We start from the raw sequence: 26,705 nt of genomic DNA on the forward strand, positions 1-26,705 counted from the left end.
ATTTGGGCAACAGATAAGCTATTAGGGCAACAATTGAACAACAAATATAAGAAATAAAGAGCAATTGGGCAACAAAAAAGAGATGATAAAATCTTATAAAATCAATAAAAACAAGTAGTTAGAAAACAAAAGAAAGATAATTACTTTCCGATACAAAAATTAGCAAAAATATTACCTAAAAGATCATCGCTGGTAATCTCTCCTGTTATTTCTCCAAAATGAAATAAGGCTTGTCTAATATCTATTGCCATCAAATCTCCAGAAAGTCCAGTTTCTAAACCGTATTTCACTTTTTGGATTTCTTCAAAAGCTTTTAATAAAGCGTCGTAATGACGTGTATTTGTAACAATAGTTTCGTTATTGTTAAGCGCACCGGTATTAACAAAACCTATTAGTTTTTCTTTTAAGTCTTCGACACCTTCGTTATTTTTTGCCGAAATCATCAATGCATCAATATGCTGGATTGTACCTAAAGATTGTGATACTTCTTCTTTTTCTTCCGCAGATAATTGATCTACTTTATTTGCAACAATTAACATTGGTTTTAACGGAAACTTATTTTTAATCTTTTCTACCTCTACAATCAAACGTTCGCTTTGCGCTTTAAATTCGTTAGCAGAAAATAAAAAGACTACCACTTGCGCTTGGTCAATTTTCTCGAAAGTTTTTTTAATTCCAATATTTTCTACAACATCTTTTGTATCTCTAATTCCTGCTGTATCAATAAATCTAAAACCAATACCATTAATTACAAGCTCATCTTCAATGGTATCTCTGGTTGTTCCTGCAATGTCACTTACTATGGCACGTTCTTCATTTAAAAGTGCATTAAGTAATGTAGATTTACCAACGTTTGGCTCTCCGACAATTGCTACAGGTATACCGTTTTTAATCACATTTCCTACTGCAAAACTATCTATTAAACGTTTTAAAACGAAAGAAATACGATCTACCAAATCTTTAAATTGTGTACGATCTGCAAACTCAACATCTTCTTCAGCAAAATCTAATTCTAACTCAATTAAAGACGCAAAATTTAAAAGCTCTTCTCTCAACTTAGCAATCTCAGAAGAAAAGCCACCACGCATTTGCTGCATTGCAATTTGATGTGATGCTTCATTATCACTTGCAATTAAATCGGCTACAGCTTCGGCTTGGCTTAAATCTAGCTTTCCGTTTAAAAAAGCACGTAAAGTAAATTCGCCAGGATTTGCCATTCGGCAACCTTTTCTTAAAAATAGCTGAATAATTTCTTGTTGAATATATACCGATCCATGACAAGAAACCTCAACAACGTCTTCACCTGTGTAAGAATTTGGGTTTTTAAAAACCGATACTAAAACCTGATCTATCACGCGGTTGTCGTCAATAATATGTCCCAAATGTATGGTATGCGTCTTTTGGTCGCTAAGCGACTTTTGGCTTTTTACAGACTTAAAATTACCTGCTGCTATCCTAATGGCATCTTTACCCGATAATCTAATTATGGCAACTGCACCAGCGCCAGAAGCGGTTGCTAAAGCTACTATGGTATCGTTATATATCATAGTGCAAAAATATGCATATTTTATTCAACTTTTATAGTTTATATTTGTTGCAAACTTATTTGTAATGAAAAACACTTTGATATTAATTATTTCGGTTTTAGCATTGTTTTCTTGTAAAGAGGAAAAAAAGGAAATCACAGTTTTTGGAACTAACATTGGTGATTACGCACCTACTTTTACTGCACCAACTCCTGATGGTACAGTACTAAGCATTAACGATGTAGATGCCAAAGTCACTATTTTAGATTTTTGGGCTAGTTGGTGCGGACCTTGCAGAAAAGAAAACCCAAACGTAGTTAGAATGTATAACCAATATCACGATAAAGGTTTAGAAATTGTAGGGATTTCTTTAGATAAAGCACAACAAAAAGACAGATGGTTAAAAGCTATCGAGCAAGATAAACTAACTTGGAAACATGTATCTAACCTACAAGGTTGGCAAGAGCCAATTGCACAAACTTATGGTGTAAGATCAATACCTGCTACTTACATATTGGATAAAGACGGTAAGATTGTTGCAAAAAATTTACGTGGTAAAGCTTTAGAAGATAAAGTTTCTGAGTTATTAGCGAATTAAAATTTTTATTTCACTTTCGTGGAAAATCAAGAACTTCGATAAAACATCGGAGTTTTTTTATTTAGATTTTGCCTAACTTTTTCATTACAAACAATAAAATGATTGGTAATGCTAAAACAACAACCATTGTTAAATTAATTTGAAACAAGTACGGAACAAAAACTAAAGTAGTTACATAACCACCAATTGCGCCTCCAAAATGCGCATCATGTCCAATATTACCAATACGTTTTTTCATTCCGTAGATAGAATATAATAAATATCCAATACCAAAAACATAACCAGGAATTGGAACAGGAATAAAAAAGAAAAACAAACTCATGTCTGGATTAAGCAGTATTGCAGCGTATAAAATACCTGTAACTGCTCCACTTGCTCCTACTGCGCTGTAATGGTATTCATCTTTATGAAAATATAGCGACAATAATCCTCCAGCAACTAAGCTAACTACGTAAATAATTATAAATTTAAGTGAACCAACATATGCAATTACATTGTTTGCAAAAAAATACAGCGTAATCATGTTAAATAATAAATGCTGTGTATTTACATGCAAAAATCCAGAACTAAACAATCTAAATTGTTCGCCTCTTTTTATGGCACCAACATTAAATTTATACTTATCAAAAAAACCATAATCTTCAAATCCTTTATAAGATATTATAACGTTTGCAGCGATTATAATTATTGTAACAATTGCTAAATTACCCATTTCAATATTTAAGTTTCATTCAAATATACTATATATTTGCCAAGCTAAACTAAGAACGCATCATGCAATTTATTGCCTACATATTAATCTACCCTTTTTTGTGGTTAATCTCTATCTTACCTTTTAGATTACTTTACGCTTTTTCCGATGGATTGTACATTTTAATCTACCGTATTATTGGCTACAGAAAAAAAACCGTAAAGGAAAATTTAAGACTTGTTTTCCCTGAAAAATCTGAAGCTGAAATAAAAACCATAACAAAAAAATTCTATCATCATCTATGTGATATGGTTGTTGAAGCTATAAAATCAATGACTATTTCTGAAAAAGAAATGAAGAAACGCTTCACTTTTAAAAATATTGAAGAGCTTAAAAAACACGAAAAAGAAGGTAAGAGTATTGTAATGATGACTGCGCATTATGCCAGCTGGGAATGGATTTTTATATTACAAACCTATATAAACTACACTGGTTATGCTATATACAAACGATTAAACAATAAGTATTTTGATCGTTTAGTAAAACGTATTAGAGCACGTTACAACTCTTATTTAATAACTACTAAAGAAACTTTTGAAGTTTTACAAAAAGCCAAAAATAAAGGCGAATTAACAATTAATGGCTTTGCTGCAGACCAAAGCCCTAAACCAGATAAAGCTTACCATTGGTTAGATTTTATGGGCATTAAAGTACCTGCTTATACTGGTGCCGAATTAATGGCTAAACGTTTGGATATGACCGTAGTGTTTTTTGGTGTAAAAAGAATTAAAAGAGGTTACTACGAAACTACAATTACTACAATTGCAGAAAACCCGCATGATTATAAAGATTACGAAATTACAGATCAGTTTTTTGAATTAGTAGAAAAACAAATTCACGAAGCTCCAGAATTTTATTTATGGACGCATAAACGCTGGAAACACAGAAATAAAGTGCCAAAAGAATTCATGTAATAACAAAAAATTTCAGAAAACAACATCTAGTTATCTTCTGAAATTTCTTTTTTTAAAACTTTTTGTTTGTCTAGAAGTTTGGACTTAATCCGTATTCTTCATAAAATTTATCTAATATATCTACTACTTCATCTGCAGTATCAACTAAATGTATTAAATCTATATCACCAGGACTGATGTTTCCAAAGCTATCTAAAAGTGTAGTTTTTACCCAACCCATTAAACCTTCCCAAAACTCGGTACCAACTAAAATAATTGGGAATTTTTCAATTTTATTAGTTTGAATTAGGGTTATTGCTTCAAATAATTCGTCTAAAGTCCCAAATCCACCAGGCATAACTACAAATCCTTGTGAGTATTTTACAAACATAACTTTTCTTACAAAAAAGTAGTCAAAGTCTAAGCTTTTATCTGAGTCTATATAAGGATTATCATGTTGTTCAAAAGGTAATTCTATATTTAATCCTACAGATGTTCCGCCAGCTAAATGAGCTCCTTTATTACCTGCTTCCATAATACCTGGTCCACCACCAGTAATTACACCATAACCGGCATTAACAATTTTTGAAGCTACTTCTTCTGCTAATTTATAGTATTTATGTTCTGGTTTTGTACGTGCAGATCCAAATATAGATACACTTGGTCCTATTGCACTCATTTTTTCAAATCCGTTAACAAACTCACCCATGATTTTAAAAATCGCCCAAGAATCGTTTGTTTTCTTTTCATTCCAACCTTTAGGATGTTGTTCTTTTCTCATATTATAGTTTTAAAAAATTCAAACAAACAAATTTAATAGATTTGAAAGGATTTAGCTGTTCTATTCACATTTTTTAAACAAAAAAAGACTAGCAATATTGCTAACCTTTATATAACATTCTAAAAATGAATATTTTATACTAAAAATTACAGTGGTTTTCTTCCTGAAATGATGTTATAAAGCACTGCTATTACTGCAATTACTAATAACACATGTATTAAACTTCCGGTTCCCATTCCTGAAACAATTCCGAAAAATCCAAGAACCCACATGATGATACAAATTACGGCTACTAGCCAAAGAATACTTCTCATAATATATTGGTTTTTAATGGTTAATGTTACTTAAAGTTACATATCTAAATCACCAATATATGTTAACAAAATCGTAATTAGCTAATTATTAAGAGTTTAATTCTTTCTTTAAAAAACGTGCTGTATGACTCTTTTTATGTTTTGCAACTTCTTCTGGAGATCCTTCTGCCACTACTTGTCCTCCGCCTTTACCGCCTTCATAACCAATATCTATAATATAATCTACCGTTTTAATTACATCTAAATTATGCTCTATAATTAACACAGTATTACCTTTATTAGCTAATTTATTTAACACTTGCATTAACACTCTTATATCTTCAAAATGAAGTCCTGTTGTTGGCTCATCTAAAATGTAAAAAGTATTTCCTGTATCGCGTTTGCTAAGCTCGGTTGCTAATTTTATACGTTGCGCTTCTCCACCAGAAAGCGTTGTACTTTGTTGTCCTAAAGTGATATAACCTAATCCAACATCTTTTATCGTCTTTAGTTTTTTATGAATCTTAGGTATGTTTTCAAAAAAGTCTACCGCTTCATTAATGGTCATATCTAATACATCACTAATGCTTTTTCCTTTGTATCTTATTTCTAAAGTTTCGCGATTAAAACGTTTACCTTGACATGTTTCACATTCTACGTAAACGTCTGGAAGAAAATTCATTTCAATTACTCGTAATCCGCCACCTTTACAAGTTTCGCATCTTCCGCCAGCCACATTAAAACTAAATCTACCTGGTTTATAACCACGTATCATCGCTTCTGGTATTTTGGCAAAAAGACTTCTTATTTCGTCAAAAGTTTTAGTGTATGTTGCTGGATTACTTCGTGGTGTACGACCAATTGGCGATTGGTTAATATCAATCACTTTATCAATGTGTTCTAAACCTTTTATGCTTTTGTAAGGCATTGATTTTTTTACACCATTAAAGTAATGTGCATTTAGAATTGGATACAACGTTTCGTTAATTAACGTCGATTTTCCGCTTCCTGAAACACCTGTAACACCTATCATTTTTCCTAACGGAAATTTTACAGAAACATTCTTTAAGTTATTACCTGTACAGCCTTTAAGCTCTAAAAACTTACCGTTACCTTCACGACGCTTTTTGGGGATTTCTATTTCCATTTTACCATTAAGGTATTGCGCTGTAATGGTATTTCCTTTTAATAACGCTTTTGGCGTACCTTCACTTATAATTTCTCCTCCATGTTTTCCTGCTCGCGGACCAATATCTATGACATGATCGGCACGTTCTATCATATCTTTATCGTGCTCCACAACTATTACAGAATTACCAATATCACGTAAAGACACCAAACTGTTAATTAGCTTTTCGTTATCGCGTTGATGTAAGCCAATACTAGGTTCGTCTAAAATATATAACACGCCAACTAACTGCGATCCTATTTGTGTTGCCAATCTAATACGCTGTGCTTCTCCACCAGATAAGGATTTTGAACTTCGGTTTAACGACAAATAATCTAATCCTACATCTAATAAAAATTGAATTCTGGCACGAATTTCCTTTATAATTTCTTCTGCTATTTTTAGTTGCGTTTTGCTTAAATGTTGTTCTAAATCGCCAAACCAAGCAGAAAGCTCGCTTATGTCCATATTGGCTAATTCAGCAATATTTTTTTCGTTTACTTTAAAATAAAGCGACTCTTTACGTAATCTACTACCTTCACATTCTGGACATTCAATTTTGTCCATATATTCTTTTGCCCAACGTTTTAAAGATGTTGACTCTGCTGTATTGTACTGGTTTTCAATAAAATTAGCGACACCTTCAAAATCTATTTTATAATCTCTGGTAATACCTAATGTTTTACTTTCAACAGAAAACTTCTCATTTCCGCCATATAAAATCACCTGCTTTGCTTCGTCTGGAATAGACTTGTACGGATCTGTTAATTTGAAATTATAGCGTTGTGCAATAGTTTCTAACTGTTTAAAAATCCAGCTCTTTTTTTCTGGTCCATGTGGCGCTAATGCACCAGCTTTTATAGACAAAGAATCATCCGGAATTATTTTTTTCTCGTTAACTTGATACAAGGTTCCAATACCGTTACATTTAGGACAAGCACCTTTTGGCGAGTTAAAAGAAAAGTTGTTAGGTTCTGGATTTGGATAAGAAATCCCTGAACTTGGACACATCAAATTTCGGCTAAAATAACGTGCTTCTTGCGTATCTTGATCAATCACCATTAACACGTCATCACCATGATACATTGCTGTATTGATTGTCTCGGTTAAACGTTTATCGTTATCTACATTTTCATCTATCTTTAAGCGATCTATAACAATTTCTATATCGTGTGTTTTGTAACGATCTAGTTTCATGCCTTTAACCAAATCTCTAATTTCGCCGTCTGTTCTCACCTTTACAAAACCTTGTTTTGCAATTTGCTCAAACAACTCGCGATAATGTCCTTTTCTAGATCTAATCACTGGCGCTAACACGTTAATGCGCTTACCTTTATAACTTTCTTTAATTAATTTTTTAATTTGCTCATCACTGTAACTCACCATTTTTTCGCCTGTATTGTAGCTATAAGCGTCACTACCTCTTGCGAATAATAGTCTTAAAAAGTCATAAATCTCGGTAATGGTACCAACGGTAGATCGTGGTGATTTGCTGGTTGTTTTTTGCTCTATAGCAATTACGGGCGACAAACCATCTATTTTATCTACATCTGGTCGTTCTAATCCGCCTAAAAATTGTCTAGCGTACGCCGAAAATGTTTCGATGTAACGACGTTGTCCTTCGGCATAAATGGTATCAAACGCTAAAGACGATTTTCCGCTTCCTGACAAACCAGTAATCACAACTAGTTTTTCTCGTGGAATGGTAACGTCTATATTTTTTAAGTTATGTGCTCTTGCGCCTTTAACTTCAATGTTTTCTTCAAAATTTGTCATAGCAATTTTTAGCAAATATCTGTGAATTGGCAAAGTTGCAAAGATACGGTTTTTATCAATCTTTTTGAAGTGCAATTAGTTATCATTTTCTTAATGAAGTCTTTGTGATTTTTTATATTTTCGTTGTCACGGAAATTAAAAAACAGATACTAATGAAACTTTTAGGAATAGGATCAAGAATTAATCATACATCATACGGAAAAGGCGTTGTTACCAATGTTGACAGTCAACAATATTGGGTAACATTTATTGAAAACGGATTAGAAACTATACCGTTAGATGATGATTTTGAAACTATTGAAGCTGCCGAAAACGAGGTAGATACAGTTAGCTTTTTTGATATTGAAAGTAGCTTGGTAAGTATCTTAAAAAAATACAGTGATGTCTCTGAAGTTGTGCATATTGGCGACAAATGGAAAGGCGGCACAATGGAATTAAAACCAGCTGACGACAATTTAAAAAGTAAGGAGATAAAAATTGAAGACTTTTTTCATAAGATTACAATGGTTCGTGATCGTTTGCGTGTGATGGAACAAAAAATAAACTCTAGCAATCTTGAAGAACAAGAAAAAATAGATTTACAGCAATATATTACACGTATTTATGGTAGTTTAACCACATTTAACGTCTTATTTAAACTGAAAGAACAACAGTTTGTTGGGCAGAAAAAGAAATAGTTAGCAGTTAGCAGTTAGCAGTTAGCAGTTAGCAGTTAGCAGTTAGCAGTTAGCAGTTAGCAGTTAGCAGTTAGCAAAACTAAAATTATGTAGTTAAACTTTGTTTTCTTATTAATTATTTGCCAAACATATTAGTGATAATTCGTGTTTTATTCTGACCTCGAAGTTTTAATATCATCCAACTCTAAACCTAAAAACATAAATTTATGAAAGGTTGGTAATTGCGCATTTGTTTCGGTAGTTTTCCAGTCGCTCCATGTTGCTTCCAAACCACCAATTGGCAAAATATCTACCCACATTTGAAAGCTTTTAGGTTTATAATTCTCGTCTAAATGCCATAAATAAGAATCGCCTGGTGTACTTCCGCCTTTTGTGTAAGTAACTAACAAACCTTCTTCTCCGTCTTCGTTTTTGGCAATACTTCGTTTTGTTCCAGCATCAAAAACTTTATATGGCGCTACTAACCAAAACGTATCATTATTAAAATAATCTATTGCTTTTTGTACGTATTTCTCTTTTTCTACGCCATTATACGCTTGATCTTGTACAAATACTTTGGAGTTGCTTTTGTCATTTAAATCTAGCTCTACTCTAAAATGACTCCAAAATACATTACAAGTATTTTCTAATTTGTTCCATTGGTATTTGTGTCTTTGTTTAAAAGTAAACTCTATATAATCGGTATTTTTATAAGCCTCGTAATCTAAAGCTTCTAACATTTTATTAGCTAAAATATCCGCTTTTTCTGTTGGGTTTATTTGAGGTAAATCTTCTGCATATTTAAAGTATACAAATCCAAAAAACAGTAATGATGGTAGTGTAAAAAAGATAATTACTCCTAAAATTATTTTAAATATTTTCTTTGCTTTTATTGCCATAATATTACGATTTTCAAAAACTTTAGATTTGAAATTAAAATTGTTCTCGATACAATTTTTTGTTCAACTTTGACTCAATTCAACTCACTTCGACTACGCTCAGTGACCAACATTTAATTACAAACACTTGGTTATTACAAAAAATCACTCGAACTGACGTAGATGATATTTTAAAATCCAACTGCGGTATCGTCGCCTCTTGGATCTGCGCCACCTTCTAATTGCCCGTTTTCTTTTACTAAAATAGCATCTACTTTACCAATTACAGGTGTACGATTTATATTTATAATATATCCTTTTTCTTGTAATTTATTGGTTAATTTTTCATTAAAAGCGTTTGGTTCTGCTCTAATTTCGTCAGGCAACCATTGATGATGAAATCTAGGCGCTTCTACTGCTTCTTGCATACTCATGTCAAATTCATGCACATTAATTATAGCTTGCATCACGCTAGTGATAATGGTAGATCCGCCAGGTGTACCAACAACCATATATAGTTTTCCGTCTTTTTCTACAATTGTTGGCGTCATAGAACTTAGCATACGTTTTTCTGGTAAAATACTATTAGCTTCAGCTCCAATTAATCCGTATACGTTTGGCTCGCCTGGTTTACTTGAAAAATCATCCATTTCGTTATTAAAAAAGAAACCTAAGCTTTTTGAATATAATTTAGAACCATAACCAGAGTTTAATGTAGTGGTTACCGCAACTGCATTACCGAATTGGTCGACAATAGAATAATGTGTTGTTTCATCACTTTCAATAACCTGAACATCACCATGTGCTATTTTAGTTGAAGGCGTTGCTGACTCAAAGCTAAAATCTTTCATTCTATTAGACGCGTAACTTTCACTAATTAATTGGTTTTGCGGAATGTTTACAAAATCAGGATCGCCTAAATAAAAACTTCTATCGGCATACGCACGTCTTTCGGCTTCTGTAATTACTTGAATGGCTTTAAGGGAATTATGCCCAAATTCATCTAAATTATAAGGTTCAATTTGTTTCATAATTTGCGCTAAACAAATTCCACCACTTGATGGCGGCGACATTGAAATGATCTTTAAATCATCATAAGTAAATGTAATTGGATCTCGCCATTTGGCTTCATATTTTGCAAGGTCTTCTTTTGTGATGATTCCACCATTCCTTTGGATAAAATTTGCTATAGAATCTGCGATTTCACCTTTATAAAAGGCATCACGACCATCTATCATAATTTTAACCAATGTTTTTGCCATTTGTTTGTTTTTAATCGTATCACCAGCTTTCCATTGTTTAGCAAACAGAATGGTATCTTTATTAACTTCAAGAAAATCTTTTCGTTTTTCATCTAAAACAGCTTGTTGCTTTTTAGTGACAACAAAACCACGATTAGCCAAATCTATCACAGGTTGCATAATGGTCTGAATAGGCAAACTTCCAAACTTGTCGTGTACTGCAAATAAACCAGCAACAGTACCAGGCACGCCAACAGCCAATCCGCCTTTTGTACTTAAATTAGGGACGACATTACCCAAACTATCCAAATACATTTGTTTTGTAGCTGCAAGTGGCGCTTTTTCGCGATAATCTAACGCACCAATTTCACCATTTTCTAGTCGGTAAACCATAAATCCGCCACCACCAATATTTCCAGCATAAGGGTAACATACCGCTAAAGCTAAATCTGTTGCTACCATAGCATCAAAAGCGTTTCCGCCATTTTTAAGAATCTCTACTCCTATTTTTGAAGCTTCAGCTCTTGCTGAAACTATCATAGCTTTATCTGCAATTACACCTTCTTTTGTTAGTTTTTTGTCTTCTTTACAATTGAAAAATGAAAGAAAAACAATTATTAAAAGTAACCTGTATTTCATGATAATTCTTGGTTGATTTGGATTAGCTTTTCTTCTGAAAATGCGATAAGCTCCTCAAAAAAAGAGGTAAATTCAGCTTCAAATTCGTCATAAAATAAATCAAGTTCTTTTGTAGCTAAATTCATTTGTGATCGGTTTTTGGTGCGCTTATTCATTCCGTCTAATACTTTTGCTATGCCTTCTTTTGTCGCATAACTTAACAACCAATTTCCTGAAATTAAATGTGGCATCATTTTTAAGATGCGTTGTGGCAAAATGTCGATATTATCAGTTAAGATTTGATAAAAATTTTCGGCATAATCTTCTAATGGCACATCAGAATATTTTGACCAGTTTTTGGCTAAAAAATGATCATATAAAATGTCTACAATGATGCCAGAATAATGTCCGTAATTTTTATGAAGCCTTTTAGTGCTTTGCCTAACTGTTGGATGCGCATCTGTAAAGGTGTCGATTTGACGGTGTAATAATATACCTTTTTGAACTTCTATCGGGTAGGTTTTATACTTTTTACCACGTATTCCATCGGCGATAAAGTTACCAATAGTCAGCATTTTGTTATTTCCAGAAAGGTAGATATGCGCTAAGTAGTTCATTCAATAAATATATGTATTTTTACACTTTTAAAATCAACAAAACAAAGATAACTAACATAATGACACTTATAAAATCTATATCAGGAATTAGAGGAACCATTGGCGGTAACGTTGGCGATAACTTAACACCAATTGATGCTGTAAAGTTTGCATCGGCTTACGGTACATGGCTAAAACAACAACGCGATAAAACAGATTATAAAGTTGTAGTTGGTCGTGATGCGCGTTTATCTGGTGATATGATTCAAAATTTAGTGATGAATACACTTGTAGGTTTAGGTATTAATGTGGTTGATTTAGGGTTGTCAACAACTCCAACAGTAGAACTTGCCGTACCAATGGAACACGCAGATGGCGGCATTATTTTAACTGCAAGTCATAACCCAAAACAATGGAACGCTCTAAAGTTGCTTAACGCGAAAGGTGAATTTTTAAATGGTGAAGAAGGGCAAAAAATATTAGAAATTGCCGAGTCTGATAACATGACGTTTGTAGAAGTTGATGATTTAGGTAAAATCACTAAAAACGACGCTTACTTTGATTTGCATGTTGAGGAAGTTTTAGCATTAGATTTAGTGAATAAAAAAGCAATAGAAGACGCTAATTTTAAGGTTGTTGTCGATGGTGTAAATAGTACTGGCGGTATTGCTATCCCTTTACTTTTAGAACGTTTAGGTGTTGAAGCTATTGAATTATATTGTGATCCAACAGGTCATTTTCCTCATAATCCAGAACCTTTAAAAGAACATTTGGGCGATTTAAGTGATGCTGTAAAAAAACATAATGCAGACTTTGGAATAGTTGTAGATCCAGACGTGGACCGTTTAGCGTTTATGGATGAAAACGGAAATATGTTTGGTGAAGAATATACGCTTGTAGCTTGTGCAGACTGGGTTTTAAGTCAAACACCTGGTAATACAGTTAGTAATATGAGCTCTACCAGAGCCTTAAGAGATGTTACCGAAAAGCACGGAGGAACTTATGAAGCTTCAGCTGTAGGAGAAGTAAATGTTGTAGAATTAATGAAGAAAAACAACGCCGTTATTGGTGGCGAAGGAAATGGCGGAATTATCTATCCTGCTTCTCATTATGGTCGTGATGCATTAGTTGGAGTAGCTTTATTTTTAAGTCTATTAGCCGATAAAAAAATAAGCGTTAGCGAACTTAGAAAAACATACACCAGCTACTTTATGAGCAAAGAAAAGATAGAATTAACGCCTACCTTAGATGTTGATGCTATTTTAAAAGCAATGGAAAACAAATACAGTAATGAAAATTTAACCACTATTGATGGTGTAAAAATTGACTTTGCTGAAAGTTGGGCACATTTAAGAAAAAGTAATACAGAGCCAATTATTAGAATATATACTGAAGCAAAATCTCAAGAAGAAGCAGATACTTTGGCAGCTAAAATTATTTCAGAAATTAAAGAAATCGCTAATATTTAGTATATTATAGCTTAAAATTTTCAGGTTATGTACACAGCAAACACTAAAAGAACCGAAACTTCAACATTAGAGACTTATTTCTCTCAATTTAGAAAACATATTATAGGTATAGACCAAGAGTTTGAATCGCCTTACGGAACACAAAAAATGGTGTATACAGACTGGACAGCTTCTGGTAGATTGTACAGACCGATTGAAGATAAAATAATAAATGATTTTGGTCCTTTTGTAGCCAATACACATACCGAAACTACAGTCTCTGGTACCGCAATGACTAATGCGTATCACAAAGCAAGACAAATCATTAAAGGACACGTTAACAGTAATAAAGATGATGTTTTAATTGTTGCTGGAAATGGTATGACAAGCGTTGTCAATAAGTTTCAACGTATTTTAGGGTTAAAAGTTCCTGAAAATTTAAGCAAATACACTAATATACCTAACGAACTTAGACCAGTGGTTTTTGTAACACATATGGAGCATCATTCTAACCAAACATCGTGGTTAGAAACTATGGCAAAAGTAGAAGTTATTCCTGCTGGAGCAGACGGTCTATTTTGCATGAAAAACTTAGAAGCGTTACTAAAAAAACACAAAGATTGTCCTTTAAAAATAGCTTCTGTTACTGCTGCATCTAACGTTACTGGTTTAAAAACACCTTATCACGAAATTGCTAAAACCATGCATAAACATGGTGGTGTTTGTTTTGTAGATTTTGCTTGTGCTGCACCTTATGTAGATATCAATATGCATCCAGAAGACAAAGACGCTTATTTAGACGCTGTATTTTTCTCTCCTCACAAATTTTTAGGTGGACCAGGTACGTCTGGCGTATTGGTTTTTAATAAAAAACTATATAAAAACATGATTCCTGATTGTCCTGGTGGCGGTACTGTTAGTTGGACAAATCCTTGGGGAGAACACAAATATATTGACAATATAGAAGATCGTGAAGATGGTGGTACACCAGGTTTTTTACAAACTATAAAAACGGCTCTAGCTATTAAGCTGAAAGAGCAAATGGGCGTAAAAAATATTTTAGATAGAGAGCATGAAATGTCTCATCATATTTTTAAAAGCTTAAAAAATATTGAAAACGTACATGTTTTAGCTGCAGAACACGAAGATAGATTAGGTGTATTTTCTTTCTATATTGAAGATTTGCACTTCAATTTAGGTGTTAAATTATTGAATGATAAATTTGGTATTCAAACACGCGGCGGATGCAGTTGCGCTGGTACTTACGGACATTATTTATTACACGTTGACAAAGAAAAATCTCACTCTTTAACTTGTGAAATTACAGCAGGCGACTTATCGCACAAACCAGGTTGGATACGCATGTCTATTCACCCAACTACAACTTGTGCAGAAGTAGATTATGTATGCGAAAGTATTGAGGCTTTAGCTAAAAACCATAAAGAATGGGCTGAAGACTATGAGTATAACAAAGCAAATAACGAATTTATTCATAAAACATACATCCCAAAGCAAACAACTAAAGTTTCAGATTGGTTTGAATTATAATGTTTTAAACAAATACAACTAAAACATTTTCAGACAATTAAAACAATATCGATTTTCTTTCGTTATAAAAGTCAAAAAAAAATTGTTAATTGCTGTACACTTTTCAAATTGAAAACCTTATTTTCAAAGAAAATTGTATTGCTATAATTTTTAAAAGCTATAAAAAGAAAATTGAAATTTAACTACACTTTCATTGTATTTTGCTTGCTTTCCATTTCGGCGTTAAGCCAAAATAAAATGGATATCAATGCTGTTTTTGACACCAGCAATCACAGTATTGCAATCACTCAAAACATCACTTATTACAACAATTCTAACAAGGTTTTAGATACTATTTACCTTAACGATTGGAGTCATAGTTATTCTTCAAAAACATCTCCTTTAGCCGAGCGTTTTGCAGACGAGTTTAAAACTGTTTTTCACTTTGCAAAAAATGAAGATCGTGGTTATACGGCTATTACAAAAATAAGTCAGGACAATACTTCTTTGTTTTTTGACCGTTTAGACAAAAAGCATATAGACATCATTAAAGTTGCATTAAAAAAGCCTTTACAACCTAAAAGCAGTTATAATTTAACTTTAAATTACATTGTACAAATCCCAAATAACAAGTTTACTCGTTACGGTGTAACCGATGATGGTCAATATAACTTACGGTTTTGGTATATAACTCCTGCTATTTTTGATGGGACTTGGCATTACTATAGCAATAAGGATTTAGACGATTTATACTTACCAAAATCTGATGTTAATTTAACGGTAACCTATCCTAAATCCTTTACTCCTATTTCTGAGTTAAATACTATAGAAAACATCACAAGAGGAGAAAATGTTACTACTGTTTTACAAGGAAAAGATGTTTTAACAACCAAGTTTTCTTTAGTAAAAAACAATGATTACAAAACGATAGAAACAGACTTTTTCGACATCAAATCTAATATTGATACAGAAGATTTAGATCCAACCGAAGTCGCTATAGTTACAGATAGAGTTACTCAATTTATAAATACAAATTTAGGCGACTATCCGCATGATAAAATGTTGTTAACGTGGATAGATTATAAAAAAGACCCTATTTACGGTCTTAACCTATTACCTGATTTTATAAGACCGTTTGATGATACGTTTCAATACGAACTTAAAATCTTAAAAACAGCTCTACGAAGCTATTTAGAAAACACCTTACTAATTAACCCAAGAAAAGACCAATGGGTATTGGATGGTATTCAGATTTACTATTTAATGAAATATGTAGAAGAAAACTATCCTAATCAAAAAATACTTGGTAAACTAGCTAATATTTGGGGCGTACGTTCTTTTCATGCTTCAGATTTAGAGTTTAATGACCAATATCCATTTTTATATATGCACATGGCACGTACTAATTTGGATCAACCGTTAGATATGCCAAAAGACAGCTTACTTAAGTTTAATAAAAACATATCTAATAAATATAAAGCTGCTGTTGGACTTAACTATTTAGATGATTATATAGGAAACAAAACCATTGAAAACAGTCTGTCTGAGTTTGTAAAAACTAGTAAAATGAAACCTGTTTCAGCTACAGATTTTGAGAATTTCATTAGAAATAAAACCGACAAAAATTTAGATTGGTTTTTTGAAGACTATGTATCTACAAGTAAAAAAATAGATTATCGTATTAAAAGAGTTAAAAAAACTGAAGATTCTTTAGAAATTACAATAAAAAACATTCGTGACAACACAATGCCAATTGCACTTTTTAAGCTAAAAAATGACACGGTAATTTCTAAACAATGGATTGAAGGATTTAAAGGCACAAAAAAAATAAAAGTAGAAAAAACCGAAGCTGATCAATTGGCTTTAAACTATGACAATATCGTACCAGAGTTTAACCAGCGTAATAACTTTAAAAAACTTAATGGATTTTTCTTAACCAATAAGCCTTTACAATTTAGATTGTTTAAAGACATAGAAGATCCAAATTACAGCCAAGTATTTTTTATGCCTGAGTTTGAGTATAACTTTTATGACGGACTTTCACCTGGATTAAAACTGTATAATAAAACATTGCTGAGTAAAAGATTAAACTACAAATTAAGTCCAAAATTTGGTATAAAAAGTAAGCAATTAGTTGGTAGTGCATCGGTTTCTTATTCTGCAAGACCAGAAAACTCTAATAACTTTAGAACACGTTATGGTATTTCTGGTAATTACTATAATTATGCACCAAACCTATCTTACACTAGTTTTACACCTTATATAGATTTTACTTTTAGAAATCATAAAAATCTTAGAGACAACAAAAGAGAGTTTCTTAATTTTAGATACGTAAGCATTGACCGTGAAATTGATCCTACTGGCGAATTTGAAACTGAAGGAGAGCCAAAATACGGCGTATTTAATGCCAGATATGGTATCAATGACAGAAATCTAAAAGATTCAAAATACTGGAATGTAGATTTACAACTTTCAAAAGATTTCGGAAAAGCCTCTACTACATTAGAATTTAGAACACTAACCGAAAAAAACAACCAATTTAATTTAAGAGTATTCTCTGGTATTTTCTTGTATAACAATACCTATCAAGATTCAGATTTTTTCAGCTTTGCTTTAGACAGACCAACAGATTATCTATTTGATTATGATTATTTAGGACGTAGTGAGGAACAAGGGTTATTAAGTCAGCAATTAATCATTGCAGAAGGTGGTTTTAAATCTAAATTAGAACAACCTTATACCAATCAATGGATTACAACAGTAAACACAAGTGCTACAATTTGGAGATACATCATGGCATATGGTGATGTAGGTGTTATAAAAAGTCAAAATTTTAGTCCTAAATTTGTTTACGATTCAGGTATTCGACTAAATCTTGTTGAAGATTATTTTGAAATTTATTTACCAGTATATTCTAATTTAGGTTGGGAAATTGGTCAACCAAACTACGATCAAAAAATACGTTTTATCGTCACACTTTCACCTCAAACTTTACTAGGCTTATTTACAAGAAGATGGTATTAAAAACTCTGTTATTTTAAGTTTTTGATTATTAAAAAATTCTTAACCAAATTTGATATTTTTCTTAAATAATAAGAAATTAACAAAAAATTGTTTATTTAATTTAATTTTTCGTATTATTTTAAGATAATCACACATTGCAAAAATCAGATTTAATACGTATTTTTGCACGTAACTTATTCCTATAATATGCAAACAAAAACTAACACAAAAAAAGACCTTTCTTTTGAAGACTTTAAAGCTGAAGTCCTTAACGATTACAAAGTAGCTGTAACTAGTAGAGAATGTAGTTTACTTGGTCGTAGAGAAGTGTTAACGGGTAAAGCAAAATTTGGAATTTTTGGTGATGGTAAAGAAGTACCTCAACTAGCATTAGCCAAAGCTTTTAAAAACGGAGATTTTCGTTCTGGTTACTACCGTGACCAAACGTTTATGATGGCTATTGATGAGCTTAATATTGAGCAGTTTTTTGCTGGTTTGTATGCCAATACAGACCTAAAAGAAGAACCTATGAGTGCTGGACGACAAATGGGCGGACATTTTACCACGCATAGTTTAGACGAAAACGGAAACTGGAAAGATCTTACAAAACAGAAAAACTCAAGCTCAGACATCTCTCCTACTGCGGGACAAATGCCTAGATTATTAGGTCTAGCACAAGCGTCTAAAATCTATAGAAATGTAGACGGTATTGACGCTGCAAAATTTTCTAACAAAGGAAACGAAGTTGCTTGGGGAACCATAGGTAACGCAAGTACAAGTGAAGGTTTATTTTTTGAAACCATCAATGCTGCTGGTGTTTTACAAGTCCCTATGGTTATTAGCGTTTGGGATGACGAATACGGTATTTCTGTACACGCAAAACACCAAACAACTAAAGAAAATATTTCTGAAATCTTAAAGGGATTTCAACGTGATAAAGACAATAAAGGATACGAAATTTTACGCGTAAAAGGTTGGGATTATGTTAACCTAATCGAAACTTACGAAATGGCAGGTAAAATTGCCAGAGAAGAACACGTGCCTGTTTTAATTCATGTATTAGAATTAACGCAACCTCAAGGTCACTCAACCTCAGGATCTCATGAACGTTACAAATCTCAAGACCGTTTAACTTGGGAAAGAGAGCACGATTGTAACGTAAAAATGCGTGAATGGATGATTGCACACAACATTGCTACAGAAGACGAGCTTGAAACTCTTGAAAAAGACATTAAAAAACAAGTAAGAGATGGTAAAAAAGCAGCTTGGACAAGCTACTTAAAACCAATTCTTAAAGAAAAGTCAGAAATTATTTCATTACTAACTCAATTAGCAGCAACTAGCGCTAATAAAGTATTTATTGAAAAACTTGCTAACGAGCTTAAAGATATTAAAGAACCTAACCGTAAAGACGTCATTTCTACAGCTAGAAAAGCTTTACGTTATGTGATTTCTGAAGAAAGCCAAGCTAAAAATCAATTAGTAACTTGGATTGAAAACTATTTTGCAGAAATTCAACCAAAATACAGCTCAGACCTTTTAAACGAAACAGAAACAGCTGCAATTCACGTTAAGGAAGTAAAACCAACATACGATGAAAGACCAGAACAAGTTGATGGTCGTGTAGTGATACGTGATAATTTTGATGCTATTTTTAGTAAGTATCCAGAGACTTTAGTTTTTGGTGAAGACTCTGGTAATATTGGAGACGTTAACCAAGGTTTGGAAGGCTTACAAGAAAAGTATGGCAAATTACGTGTGGCAGATGCCGGTATTAGAGAAGCAACCATTGTTGGTCAAGGTATTGGTATGGCAATGCGTGGCTTGCGTCCTATTGCTGAAATTCAGTATTTAGATTACTTAATGTACGCGCTACAAATTATTAGTGACGATTTAGCAACAGTGCGTTACCGTACAAAATCAACACAAAAAGCACCATTAATCGTACGTACTCGCGGACACAGATTAGAAGGTATTTGGCATTCTGGATCACAAATGGGTGGTATTTTAAACCTTGTTAGAGGTATTCATGTTTTAGTCCCAAGAAATATGACTAAAGCAGCTGGTTTTTACAATACATTATTAGAAAGTGATGAACCTGCATTGATTGTAGAATGTCTTAATGGATATCGTTTAAAAGAACCTATACCAAATAATATAGGTAAATTTAAAACACCTATTGGTGTTGTTGAAACTGTAAAAGAAGGTACTGACATTACATTAGTTTCTTACGGTTCTACGCTTAGAATTGTAGAGCAAGCAGCTAAAGAATTATTAGAAGTCGGTATAGACGCAGAAATTATTGATGTACAATCGTTATTACCTTTCGATTTAAATCATGATATAGTAAAAAGTGTAGCAAAAACAAACCGTTTAATGGTTATTGATGAAGATATGCCTGGCGGAGCTTCAGCATACATTTTAGATGAAATTATTAATAAACAAGGCGCTTTTAAATATTTAGATAGCGTACCAAAAACATTAGCTGCGCAACCGCATAGACCTGCTTATGGAACAGATGGAGATTATTTTTCAAAACCATCTATAGAAGATGTTTTTGAAGCTGTTTATGCTGTAATACACGAAGCTAATCCATCCGATTTTCCTAAATTGAGATAAATAATTTTAAGTTTTAATTAAAAAAAAAGCGCATCTAAATTAGATGCGCTTTTTTATTGTATTTTATCAAATTCTATTGCTCTAAAAATTTAATTAATAGATTATTTAATTCTTCTTTGTGTGTGATATTTAAACCATGAGGCGCACCTTTAATAATATGAAATGTATTGTTTACTATTCCTTCAGCAGCTTGTTTTGATGACGTTTCAATAGGCACGGTATTGTCTGCATCTCCATGAATGATTAACGTTGGCACGTCTACATTTTTTAATTCGTCTCTAAAATCGGTGTGCATCCAAGCTTTAGCCGCTTCAATTGTACCGCGTGGCGATGCATGAGAGGCTACAATAAAGTCATAATCTAATTGAGCTTGACTAATTCTATCTTTATTTTCTTCGTAGTTGTAAAACCCTTTAGAGAATTCTTTTAAAAATCCAACACGGTCATTTTCTAAAGCATCCTTAATGCCTAACAAGTCTTTTTCTGGTACTCCAGAAGGATTATCGCCTTTTTGTTTTACTAAAGGAATTATACTACTTATTAATGCCGCTTTTTCAATATTATCTGTTCCGTAATCGGTGCAATATCTAACAACTTCTCCTCCACCCATAGAAAAACCAACAATAATGGCATTTTCTAATTCTAATTGAGTGATAATTTCATTTAAATCGCTTGCTAAAGATGAGTAATCGTACCCATTCCATGGGAAAGAACTAATCCCAAATCCACGTCTATCATAAGATATACAACGGTAACCAGCTTCTACAATCTTCCAAACTTGATGCTCCCAAGATTTTCTGCTTAGTGGCCAACCATGAATTAAAATAACTGGTTGTCCTTCGCCATAATCTTCATAAAAAATATCTACTATTTCTTCTGTATTTTCATTTGTAATAAAAGGCATAATTAAAATTTAATTGGTTTACTTAAAGTTAAGTATTAAAGCGCGTTTTGATGTTAAACTAGTGATAAACTATTCTTCTATTGTGTTAAATAATAAACAAACAGAGTGATAATATTTTAATACCTTTAAGCTAAATTTTCAAACCATGAGCACACCTAAAAAAGACTTAATAACAAGAGATTGGCTAGCTATTGAACGTACTAAACTAGCTAACGAAAGGACTTTTTTAGCCTATTTTAGAACCTTTTTAGTCATTTTAGGTACTGGTATAACTATTTTAAAAATTGAACTTTTTGAAGACTTAAAAACCTTCGGAGTTGTTTTGATTGCTATTGCTCCTGTCATTTTATTAATTGGTATTTTTAGACTCTTTAGAGTTAAAAATACGATTAGAAAACACTACAAAATATAGATGAAATCTGCTACTGTTGCCAATATACGTAAAGAGTTAAAAAATAAATCTAACGAAGAATTAGCCGAGCTTTGTCTGCGATTATCAAGGTTTAAAAAAGAAAATAAAGAACTACTTACCTACTTACTTTTTGAAGCCGACTACGAATCTGGTTATATTGAAACTATAAAAGCTGAAATTGACGAACAATTTGAGCAAATTAACACCAACAGCTTTTTTTATATAAAGAAAAGTGTTCGCAAAATTTTACGCAATACTAAAAAATACATCCGTTATTCTCTTAATAAAGAAACCGAAGTCGAACTTCTTTTGTATTTCTGTAAGAAATTAAAAGCAATGAAACCTTCAATATCCAGAAACACGACCTTAACCAATCTTTACGACAGAAATATTATAGCAATTAAAAAGAAAGTAAAAAACCTACATGAAGACTTACAGTATGATTACAATTTAGAGTTAGAAGATTTATAGTTTATCTATAAAATTTACTGCATTTCAACAAACATATTTTCTGCGTAACGTAAACCTGTAGCTATTAAATTACTTCGATTTTTTGCTTTTTGGTCAAAGTCGTTAAGTTGTTCTCTATCTAATTTTCGTCCTCTAATAAAGACAAAACTTGGTTTTTGTAGCGTTGACAAGTCTGATAACGGATTATCTTCAGTAAGTATAAAGTTTGCTGTTTTACCAACTTCAATACTTCCTAAATCATTCATTATTTTGTGTGTTTTTGAAGCATTTATTGTAGCTGTTTTTAAAACCTCGTAATTTGACAATCCTGCCTCTTTATAAAAAGCTAATTCTTTGTGTAAGGAAAACCCTGGTAAGGTCACGCCAATTCCTGCATCAGTACCACTAATAATTACGCCACCAGCTTCATTAAGTTCTTTTATAATTTTTAAATGAAAATCATGTTGATTCTTGATAGTAATTTCAATATTTTCATCTCTTAATTTAGTATTTTGCCATCTATCAAACTGCGCTTTACTATCTACTTCTTTCAGTAAAGGATTCATATAAGCTAGTTCTTCTGAAGATAAAATTTGATCATCAATAATCATTTGATAAATGTTATTGTAAACGGTTAATGTTGGACAAAAGTGCGTGTTTTGATGATTTGAAAAATTACTAATAACCGCTTTTAACTTTACCGTGTCTAAAGTATATTCTAAAGGTTGTTGTACAATATCTTCTGCATGTTCAATAGACTTAATCTGCGGATTAAAATGATAACTGTAAGGCACTTTTTGTGATGGATGAGCTACAATATCCATATCTAATGCTTGTGTTTGTTCTAAAACTGCATCAAAAATATCTTTAGGTAACCCGTAGTAAGTTTTTATAAAATTATACCCTTTTTCTTTGTAACGTTTTATGTTTTCTTTGGCTTGCTCTGGTGATATCAAGTTTAAGTTATCGTCACCAATAAATTCTGGTCCTGTTAATTTTGGTCCCGTTGTGTAAAAATTAGGTGCTAAAATTTCGTCATTATTTATTAACTCTTTAAACCTTAGATGCATTGGCATTCCCCAAACATTCCTAACCGAAGTTACACCGTTAGAAAGATACAGTCCAAGTTCATATTTATCCCAAACATGAACGTGCATATCTATTAAACCTGGCGACAAATACTTTTGTTGTCCATCAAAAACTTCTATGTTTTCAATTTTTATATGATCTGCTATTTGTTGGATTACACCTTCTTTTACATATACCATTTTATTAGTCAAAACAGTATCTATATGCATTGGGATAATATTTACGTTTTTTATGATGTACGAGTTGTTTTTTGCAGTCTGATTGTTTTTCACTTTTAAATAACTTGTATTGTTATAATCTACAGCTACAATAATTAAAAGCGCTAGAACTAATAGTAAGATTAAGGCTAAAATAACCTTAAAGATTTTTTTTAGAATTTTCATGAAGATGATTTTTTTGATGATTGATTATTAGCGATTTAAAACTAAAATACTAAGTTTTAAAGTGCAAATATAGTTATTATCTTCAATTGATTTGAAATAAAAAAAGCAAGCTAAAACAGCTTGCTTTTTTAATACTAAAAATTAAAATTAAATCTATCCAAATTTAACGCTGGTCATAGATAAAGATCCTCCTAAATATTGATCGTTAAATAGTAGTTTTTCATCTTTATTGTCTGCCATAGCCATTACATAAATTAATGGTAAATAATGCTCTGGTGTTGGTATTGCTAGATTAAATGCTTGTGTTTGATTTTTATAATCTATTAACTGTTTATGGTTACTACTTAAAATCCATTCTTTCATTTTTGTGTTAGCTTCTATTGCCCAATCGTAACCATAATTATCGTTAATTTTTGACCACTCTATTCGTCTTAAATTATGCACCATATTACCACTACCTACAATTAAAACTCCTTTATCTCTTAATCGGTTTAACTGTTGTGCTAAATCAAAATGCTGTTGTCCGTTTAGTGTGTAATCTAAACTTAACTGTATAACAGGCACATCTGCTTTAGGAAACATATGTTTAACTACTGTCCAAGCACCATGATCTAATCCCCATTGATGATCCAAATGTACTGTATCTTCAGGTTGTACTATGGTAGAAATCTCCTTAGCCAATTCTGGATGTCCTGGAGCAGGATATTGTACTTCGTAAAGTTCTTTAGGAAAACCTCCAAAGTCATGAATGGTCTTTGGAAACTCCATTGCAGTCACTTTTGTTCCTTTTGTTTCCCAATGTGCCGAAATAACAACAATTGCGTTTGGTTTTTCTAATAATTCACCTTGTTTTTTAAATCCTTGAACAAATTGATTGTCTTCAATTCCGTTCATAGGCGAACCGTGTCCTAAAAAAAAGACAGGCATTCGTTTTGTAGATTTAAACGTACTAGATAATTTTTCTAAAGAATTTAAAGAAGTAACCATAGGTATTGCTGCACTTGTTAAGCCTAAATTTATTATAAAATCTTTACGATTCATAGTTAACTATAAATTTCTGAAATAAATTGTTGAGCTGTTTTAGGTTTTCTTCCTAAAAATTGCTCTAAAGTATTATTTTCTAGTTGTAATTCTCCTTTAGCTTGTGCTACAGAAAAAGATGTTAACATACCAATATACTCTTCTGGTACATTATTTTCTTTTAAAATAATTTGATAAGTATCTGGTTTTGGTGATGTATAATTTACGGTTTCACCTTTAATACTTGATAATTGATTTGCAACCTCTTGATAGGTCACTGCTTCATTATTTACTAATGGATAGGTTTGATTTTTATGTCCACTTGTAGTTAATACATGAGCTGCAGCTTCTGCTAACTCTGCTCTTAACACTGAGTTTGATTTACCATCTTCTGCAGGTAGTAAAATACCATCTTCAAGAACATTTTCACCTAAAAACATTGGTAAAATATCTAAGTATAAACCGTTTTGTAAAATAGCATAATCTATACCACTATCTTTTATCCATTGCTCTGTTTTTTGATGTGTGTCTTGTAAAAATTCAATTGCAGAATCTTTAGCATCTACATTTCTTATAAAAGAAGTGTAAGCAATAAAGTCTACTCCTGCTTCTTTTGCTGCATTAACAACATTTTTATGTTGTGCTTCTCTAGTACCAATTTCGCTACCAGATACAAACAATAATTTATCAACGCCTTTAAAAGCTTCAACTAAACTATTGTAATCATTATAATCTCCTATTTTAATGTTTAATCCTTTTTCTTTTAAAGCTTTACCTTTTTCTTCAGATCTAACTAAAGCTGAAATATTTGATGGCTCTACACCTTTTTCTAATAAAGAGTTTATTGCATGTGTACCATATTCTCCGGTTGCTCCTGTAACTAATATCATTTTTTTGTGTTTTTAATTATTATTTGAAACAAAATTAATACTTTTACTATATAAAGTATACTTAATACTTATAAAATATTAGTATAGTTAAGTATAGTTAAATTTTAAATAACTAAAAATGAGCGAAATAAAAGACATCTCAACAGTTAAAGCTTGTCCAAGACAATTTGTTTTAGCGATTAATGATACTTTAAATGTATTAAGCGGAAAATGGAAATTACCAATAATAGCTTCTTTACTTTACGGAAAATCAAGATTTAAAGACATACAAGAAAACATTGAAAAAATAACACCAAGAATGTTATCTAAAGAATTAAAAGATCTCGAATTGAACGGTGTTGTTAAACGTACTGTCTACGACTCTACTCCTATTTTAATCGAGTATTCTTTAACAAAATCTGGAGAAGATATCTTAAAAGTTTTAGACGCTATGGTAGATTGGGGCATTGCCCACAGAACAGAAACTTTATCTAAAGCATAAAAAAAAGCGAACTTTAAGTTCGCTTTTTTTATTAAAAGATATTTGAGTATTATGCAGTTTGCATTTGATGTTTACCTTCGTAAACTTCTTCGATTAATTTACTCTTAAATGCTGGTAAATCGTTTGGGTTACGACTTGTCACCAATCCTTCGTCTACAACTACTTCGCTGTCTTCCCATTTTGCTCCTGCATTTACTAAATCTCTTTTAATAGAATCGTATGATGTAATTTTTCGTCCTTGTAAAACATCTGCTTCTGCTAAGATTGATGGTGCGTGGCAAATTGCTCCTACAGGCTTCTTGTTAGCAAAAAATGATTTTACAAAACGTACTGCATCTTCGTTTCTTCTTAATGTATCAGGATTCATAACGCCTCCTGGCAGTATTAACGCATCATAAGTTTCTTGCGATGCTTCACTGATAGTTTTATCTACGTCATATTCGTTACTCCAGTTACCGTCTTCCCATCCTTTAATCTTTCCTGATTTCTCAGAAACAATATGAACGTCTGCTCCTGCTTCTTTTAAAGCATTCATTGGTTCTTTTAATTCGCTTTCTTCAAATCCATTGGTTGCTAAAATCGCAACTTTCTTTCTATCTAAATTTTCCATTTTTGATTGTTTTTTGTGATTAATATTTCTTTTTCGTTTCATCTAAGTTACTAAAAATGAATGCTAAAGACGAAAATCAAAAAGGGTTTAACCA

The 26,705-nt window shown here is 32.1% G+C and carries 23 protein-coding genes; 10 read left to right on the forward strand and 13 right to left on the reverse strand.

Going from position 1 to position 26,705, the window contains the following annotated elements; genetic code table 11:
• Positions 1-140 precede the first annotated feature (140 nt).
• The gene (gene mnmE / locus WA327_RS13200) at positions 141-1,547 is read right to left on the reverse strand and encodes a tRNA uridine-5-carboxymethylaminomethyl(34) synthesis GTPase MnmE (RefSeq protein ID WP_336070480.1); all 1,407 of its coding nucleotides are present in this window, start codon (positions 1,545-1,547) and stop codon (positions 141-143) included.
• A 64-nt stretch (positions 1,548-1,611) separates the two neighbouring features.
• Here mnmE and WA327_RS13205 point away from each other — a divergent pair, with 64 nt between their 5' ends.
• Positions 1,612-2,124, forward strand: coding sequence for a peroxiredoxin family protein (locus WA327_RS13205; protein ID WP_407942463.1), 513 nt, complete (start codon positions 1,612-1,614; stop codon positions 2,122-2,124).
• 61 nt (positions 2,125-2,185) lie between these two features.
• Here the strand turns inward: WA327_RS13205 and WA327_RS13210 are convergent, their stop codons facing one another.
• Positions 2,186-2,836, reverse strand: a complete 651-nt coding sequence (locus tag WA327_RS13210; RefSeq protein ID WP_027879777.1) for a rhomboid family intramembrane serine protease — start codon at positions 2,834-2,836, stop codon at positions 2,186-2,188.
• Positions 2,837-2,898: 62 nt separating this feature from the next.
• On the opposite strand from WA327_RS13210, the gene WA327_RS13215 reads away from it, so the two are divergent.
• A complete protein-coding gene (locus tag WA327_RS13215; RefSeq protein WP_336070484.1) occupies positions 2,899-3,789 on the forward strand; it encodes a lysophospholipid acyltransferase family protein in 891 nt (296 codons plus the stop codon).
• A gap of 70 nt (positions 3,790-3,859) precedes the next feature.
• Here the strand turns inward: WA327_RS13215 and WA327_RS13220 are convergent, their stop codons facing one another.
• The 3 genes from WA327_RS13220 to uvrA form a co-directional block, all read right to left on the reverse strand.
• Positions 3,860-4,549 carry a TIGR00730 family Rossman fold protein gene (locus WA327_RS13220; RefSeq protein ID WP_336070487.1) on the reverse strand — a complete coding sequence of 230 codons (690 nt, stop codon included), beginning with the start codon at positions 4,547-4,549 and terminating at the stop codon, positions 3,860-3,862.
• A 146-nt stretch (positions 4,550-4,695) separates the two neighbouring features.
• On the reverse strand, positions 4,696-4,863 hold the full coding sequence (locus tag WA327_RS13225) for a lmo0937 family membrane protein (RefSeq protein WP_027879774.1): 168 nt from the start codon (positions 4,861-4,863) through the stop codon (positions 4,696-4,698).
• Positions 4,864-4,951: 88 nt separating this feature from the next.
• Complete coding sequence (gene uvrA, locus WA327_RS13230; RefSeq protein WP_336070489.1) at positions 4,952-7,786, reverse strand: excinuclease ABC subunit UvrA; 2,835 nt, start codon at positions 7,784-7,786, stop codon at positions 4,952-4,954.
• A 152-nt stretch (positions 7,787-7,938) separates the two neighbouring features.
• On the opposite strand from uvrA, the gene WA327_RS13235 reads away from it, so the two are divergent.
• Complete coding sequence (locus WA327_RS13235) at positions 7,939-8,463, forward strand: hypothetical protein (RefSeq protein WP_027879772.1); 525 nt, start codon at positions 7,939-7,941, stop codon at positions 8,461-8,463.
• Between the two features lie 149 nt (positions 8,464-8,612).
• Here WA327_RS13235 and WA327_RS13240 read toward each other — a convergent pair whose 3' ends face one another.
• From WA327_RS13240 to WA327_RS13250, 3 genes are all read right to left on the reverse strand, one after another.
• On the reverse strand, positions 8,613-9,341 hold the full coding sequence (locus tag WA327_RS13240; RefSeq protein WP_336070490.1) for a hypothetical protein: 729 nt from the start codon (positions 9,339-9,341) through the stop codon (positions 8,613-8,615).
• A 170-nt stretch (positions 9,342-9,511) separates the two neighbouring features.
• Positions 9,512-11,200 carry a gamma-glutamyltransferase gene (ggt, locus tag WA327_RS13245; protein ID WP_336070491.1) on the reverse strand — a complete coding sequence of 563 codons (1,689 nt, stop codon included), beginning with the start codon at positions 11,198-11,200 and terminating at the stop codon, positions 9,512-9,514.
• Complete coding sequence (locus WA327_RS13250; RefSeq protein ID WP_336070493.1) at positions 11,197-11,796, reverse strand: acyl carrier protein phosphodiesterase; 600 nt, start codon at positions 11,794-11,796, stop codon at positions 11,197-11,199. Before WA327_RS13250 ends, ggt begins: the two co-directional genes overlap by 4 nt.
• Before the next feature lie 59 nt (positions 11,797-11,855).
• Here WA327_RS13250 and glmM point away from each other — a divergent pair, with 59 nt between their 5' ends.
• The 4 genes from glmM to WA327_RS13270 all read left to right on the forward strand — a co-directional run bounded on the left by glmM (position 11,856) and on the right by WA327_RS13270 (position 20,372).
• Positions 11,856-13,244, forward strand: a complete 1,389-nt coding sequence (gene glmM / locus WA327_RS13255; RefSeq protein ID WP_336070494.1) for a phosphoglucosamine mutase — start codon at positions 11,856-11,858, stop codon at positions 13,242-13,244.
• A gap of 27 nt (positions 13,245-13,271) precedes the next feature.
• On the forward strand, positions 13,272-14,771 hold the full coding sequence (locus WA327_RS13260) for an aminotransferase class V-fold PLP-dependent enzyme (RefSeq protein ID WP_336070495.1): 1,500 nt from the start codon (positions 13,272-13,274) through the stop codon (positions 14,769-14,771).
• 237 nt (positions 14,772-15,008) lie between these two features.
• Positions 15,009-17,774: a metalloprotease gene (locus WA327_RS13265; RefSeq protein ID WP_336070496.1), complete on the forward strand. Its 2,766-nt coding sequence runs from the start codon at positions 15,009-15,011 to the stop codon at positions 17,772-17,774.
• Positions 17,775-17,960: 186 nt separating this feature from the next.
• Positions 17,961-20,372 (forward strand): thiamine pyrophosphate-dependent enzyme, encoded by a 2,412-nt coding sequence (locus WA327_RS13270; protein WP_336070497.1) that lies wholly within the window; start codon positions 17,961-17,963, stop codon positions 20,370-20,372.
• 73 nt (positions 20,373-20,445) lie between these two features.
• Here the strand turns inward: WA327_RS13270 and WA327_RS13275 are convergent, their stop codons facing one another.
• Positions 20,446-21,276, reverse strand: coding sequence for an alpha/beta hydrolase (locus WA327_RS13275; RefSeq protein WP_336070499.1), 831 nt, complete (start codon positions 21,274-21,276; stop codon positions 20,446-20,448).
• A gap of 145 nt (positions 21,277-21,421) precedes the next feature.
• Between WA327_RS13275 and WA327_RS13280 the strand changes: the two genes are divergently transcribed.
• On the forward strand, positions 21,422-21,688 hold the full coding sequence (locus WA327_RS13280; protein ID WP_336070501.1) for a DUF202 domain-containing protein: 267 nt from the start codon (positions 21,422-21,424) through the stop codon (positions 21,686-21,688).
• Positions 21,689-22,159 (forward strand): hypothetical protein, encoded by a 471-nt coding sequence (locus tag WA327_RS13285; RefSeq protein ID WP_336070502.1) that lies wholly within the window; start codon positions 21,689-21,691, stop codon positions 22,157-22,159. It abuts the gene before it with no gap.
• Positions 22,160-22,173: 14 nt separating this feature from the next.
• Here WA327_RS13285 and WA327_RS13290 read toward each other — a convergent pair whose 3' ends face one another.
• The 3 genes from WA327_RS13290 to WA327_RS13300 form a co-directional block, all read right to left on the reverse strand.
• Positions 22,174-23,610 (reverse strand): amidohydrolase family protein, encoded by a 1,437-nt coding sequence (locus WA327_RS13290; RefSeq protein ID WP_336070503.1) that lies wholly within the window; start codon positions 23,608-23,610, stop codon positions 22,174-22,176.
• A gap of 153 nt (positions 23,611-23,763) precedes the next feature.
• Positions 23,764-24,651, reverse strand: coding sequence for a 4,5-DOPA dioxygenase extradiol (gene ygiD, locus WA327_RS13295; RefSeq protein WP_336070505.1), 888 nt, complete (start codon positions 24,649-24,651; stop codon positions 23,764-23,766).
• Positions 24,652-24,653: 2 nt separating this feature from the next.
• Complete coding sequence (locus WA327_RS13300; protein WP_336070507.1) at positions 24,654-25,520, reverse strand: SDR family oxidoreductase; 867 nt, start codon at positions 25,518-25,520, stop codon at positions 24,654-24,656.
• Between the two features lie 118 nt (positions 25,521-25,638).
• Between WA327_RS13300 and WA327_RS13305 the strand changes: the two genes are divergently transcribed.
• A complete protein-coding gene (locus tag WA327_RS13305) occupies positions 25,639-26,001 on the forward strand; it encodes a helix-turn-helix domain-containing protein (protein ID WP_336070509.1) in 363 nt (120 codons plus the stop codon).
• A gap of 49 nt (positions 26,002-26,050) precedes the next feature.
• On the opposite strand, the gene WA327_RS13310 is transcribed toward WA327_RS13305, so the two are convergent.
• Entirely contained in the window at positions 26,051-26,611 is a 561-nt protein-coding gene (locus WA327_RS13310; protein WP_304145371.1) for a type 1 glutamine amidotransferase domain-containing protein, read from the reverse strand.
• Positions 26,612-26,705: the final 94 nt, after the last annotated feature.

This window comes from Mesoflavibacter sp. CH_XMU1404-2, assembly GCF_037029465.1.
Taxonomy (GTDB): Bacteria; Bacteroidota; Bacteroidia; order Flavobacteriales; family Flavobacteriaceae; genus Mesoflavibacter.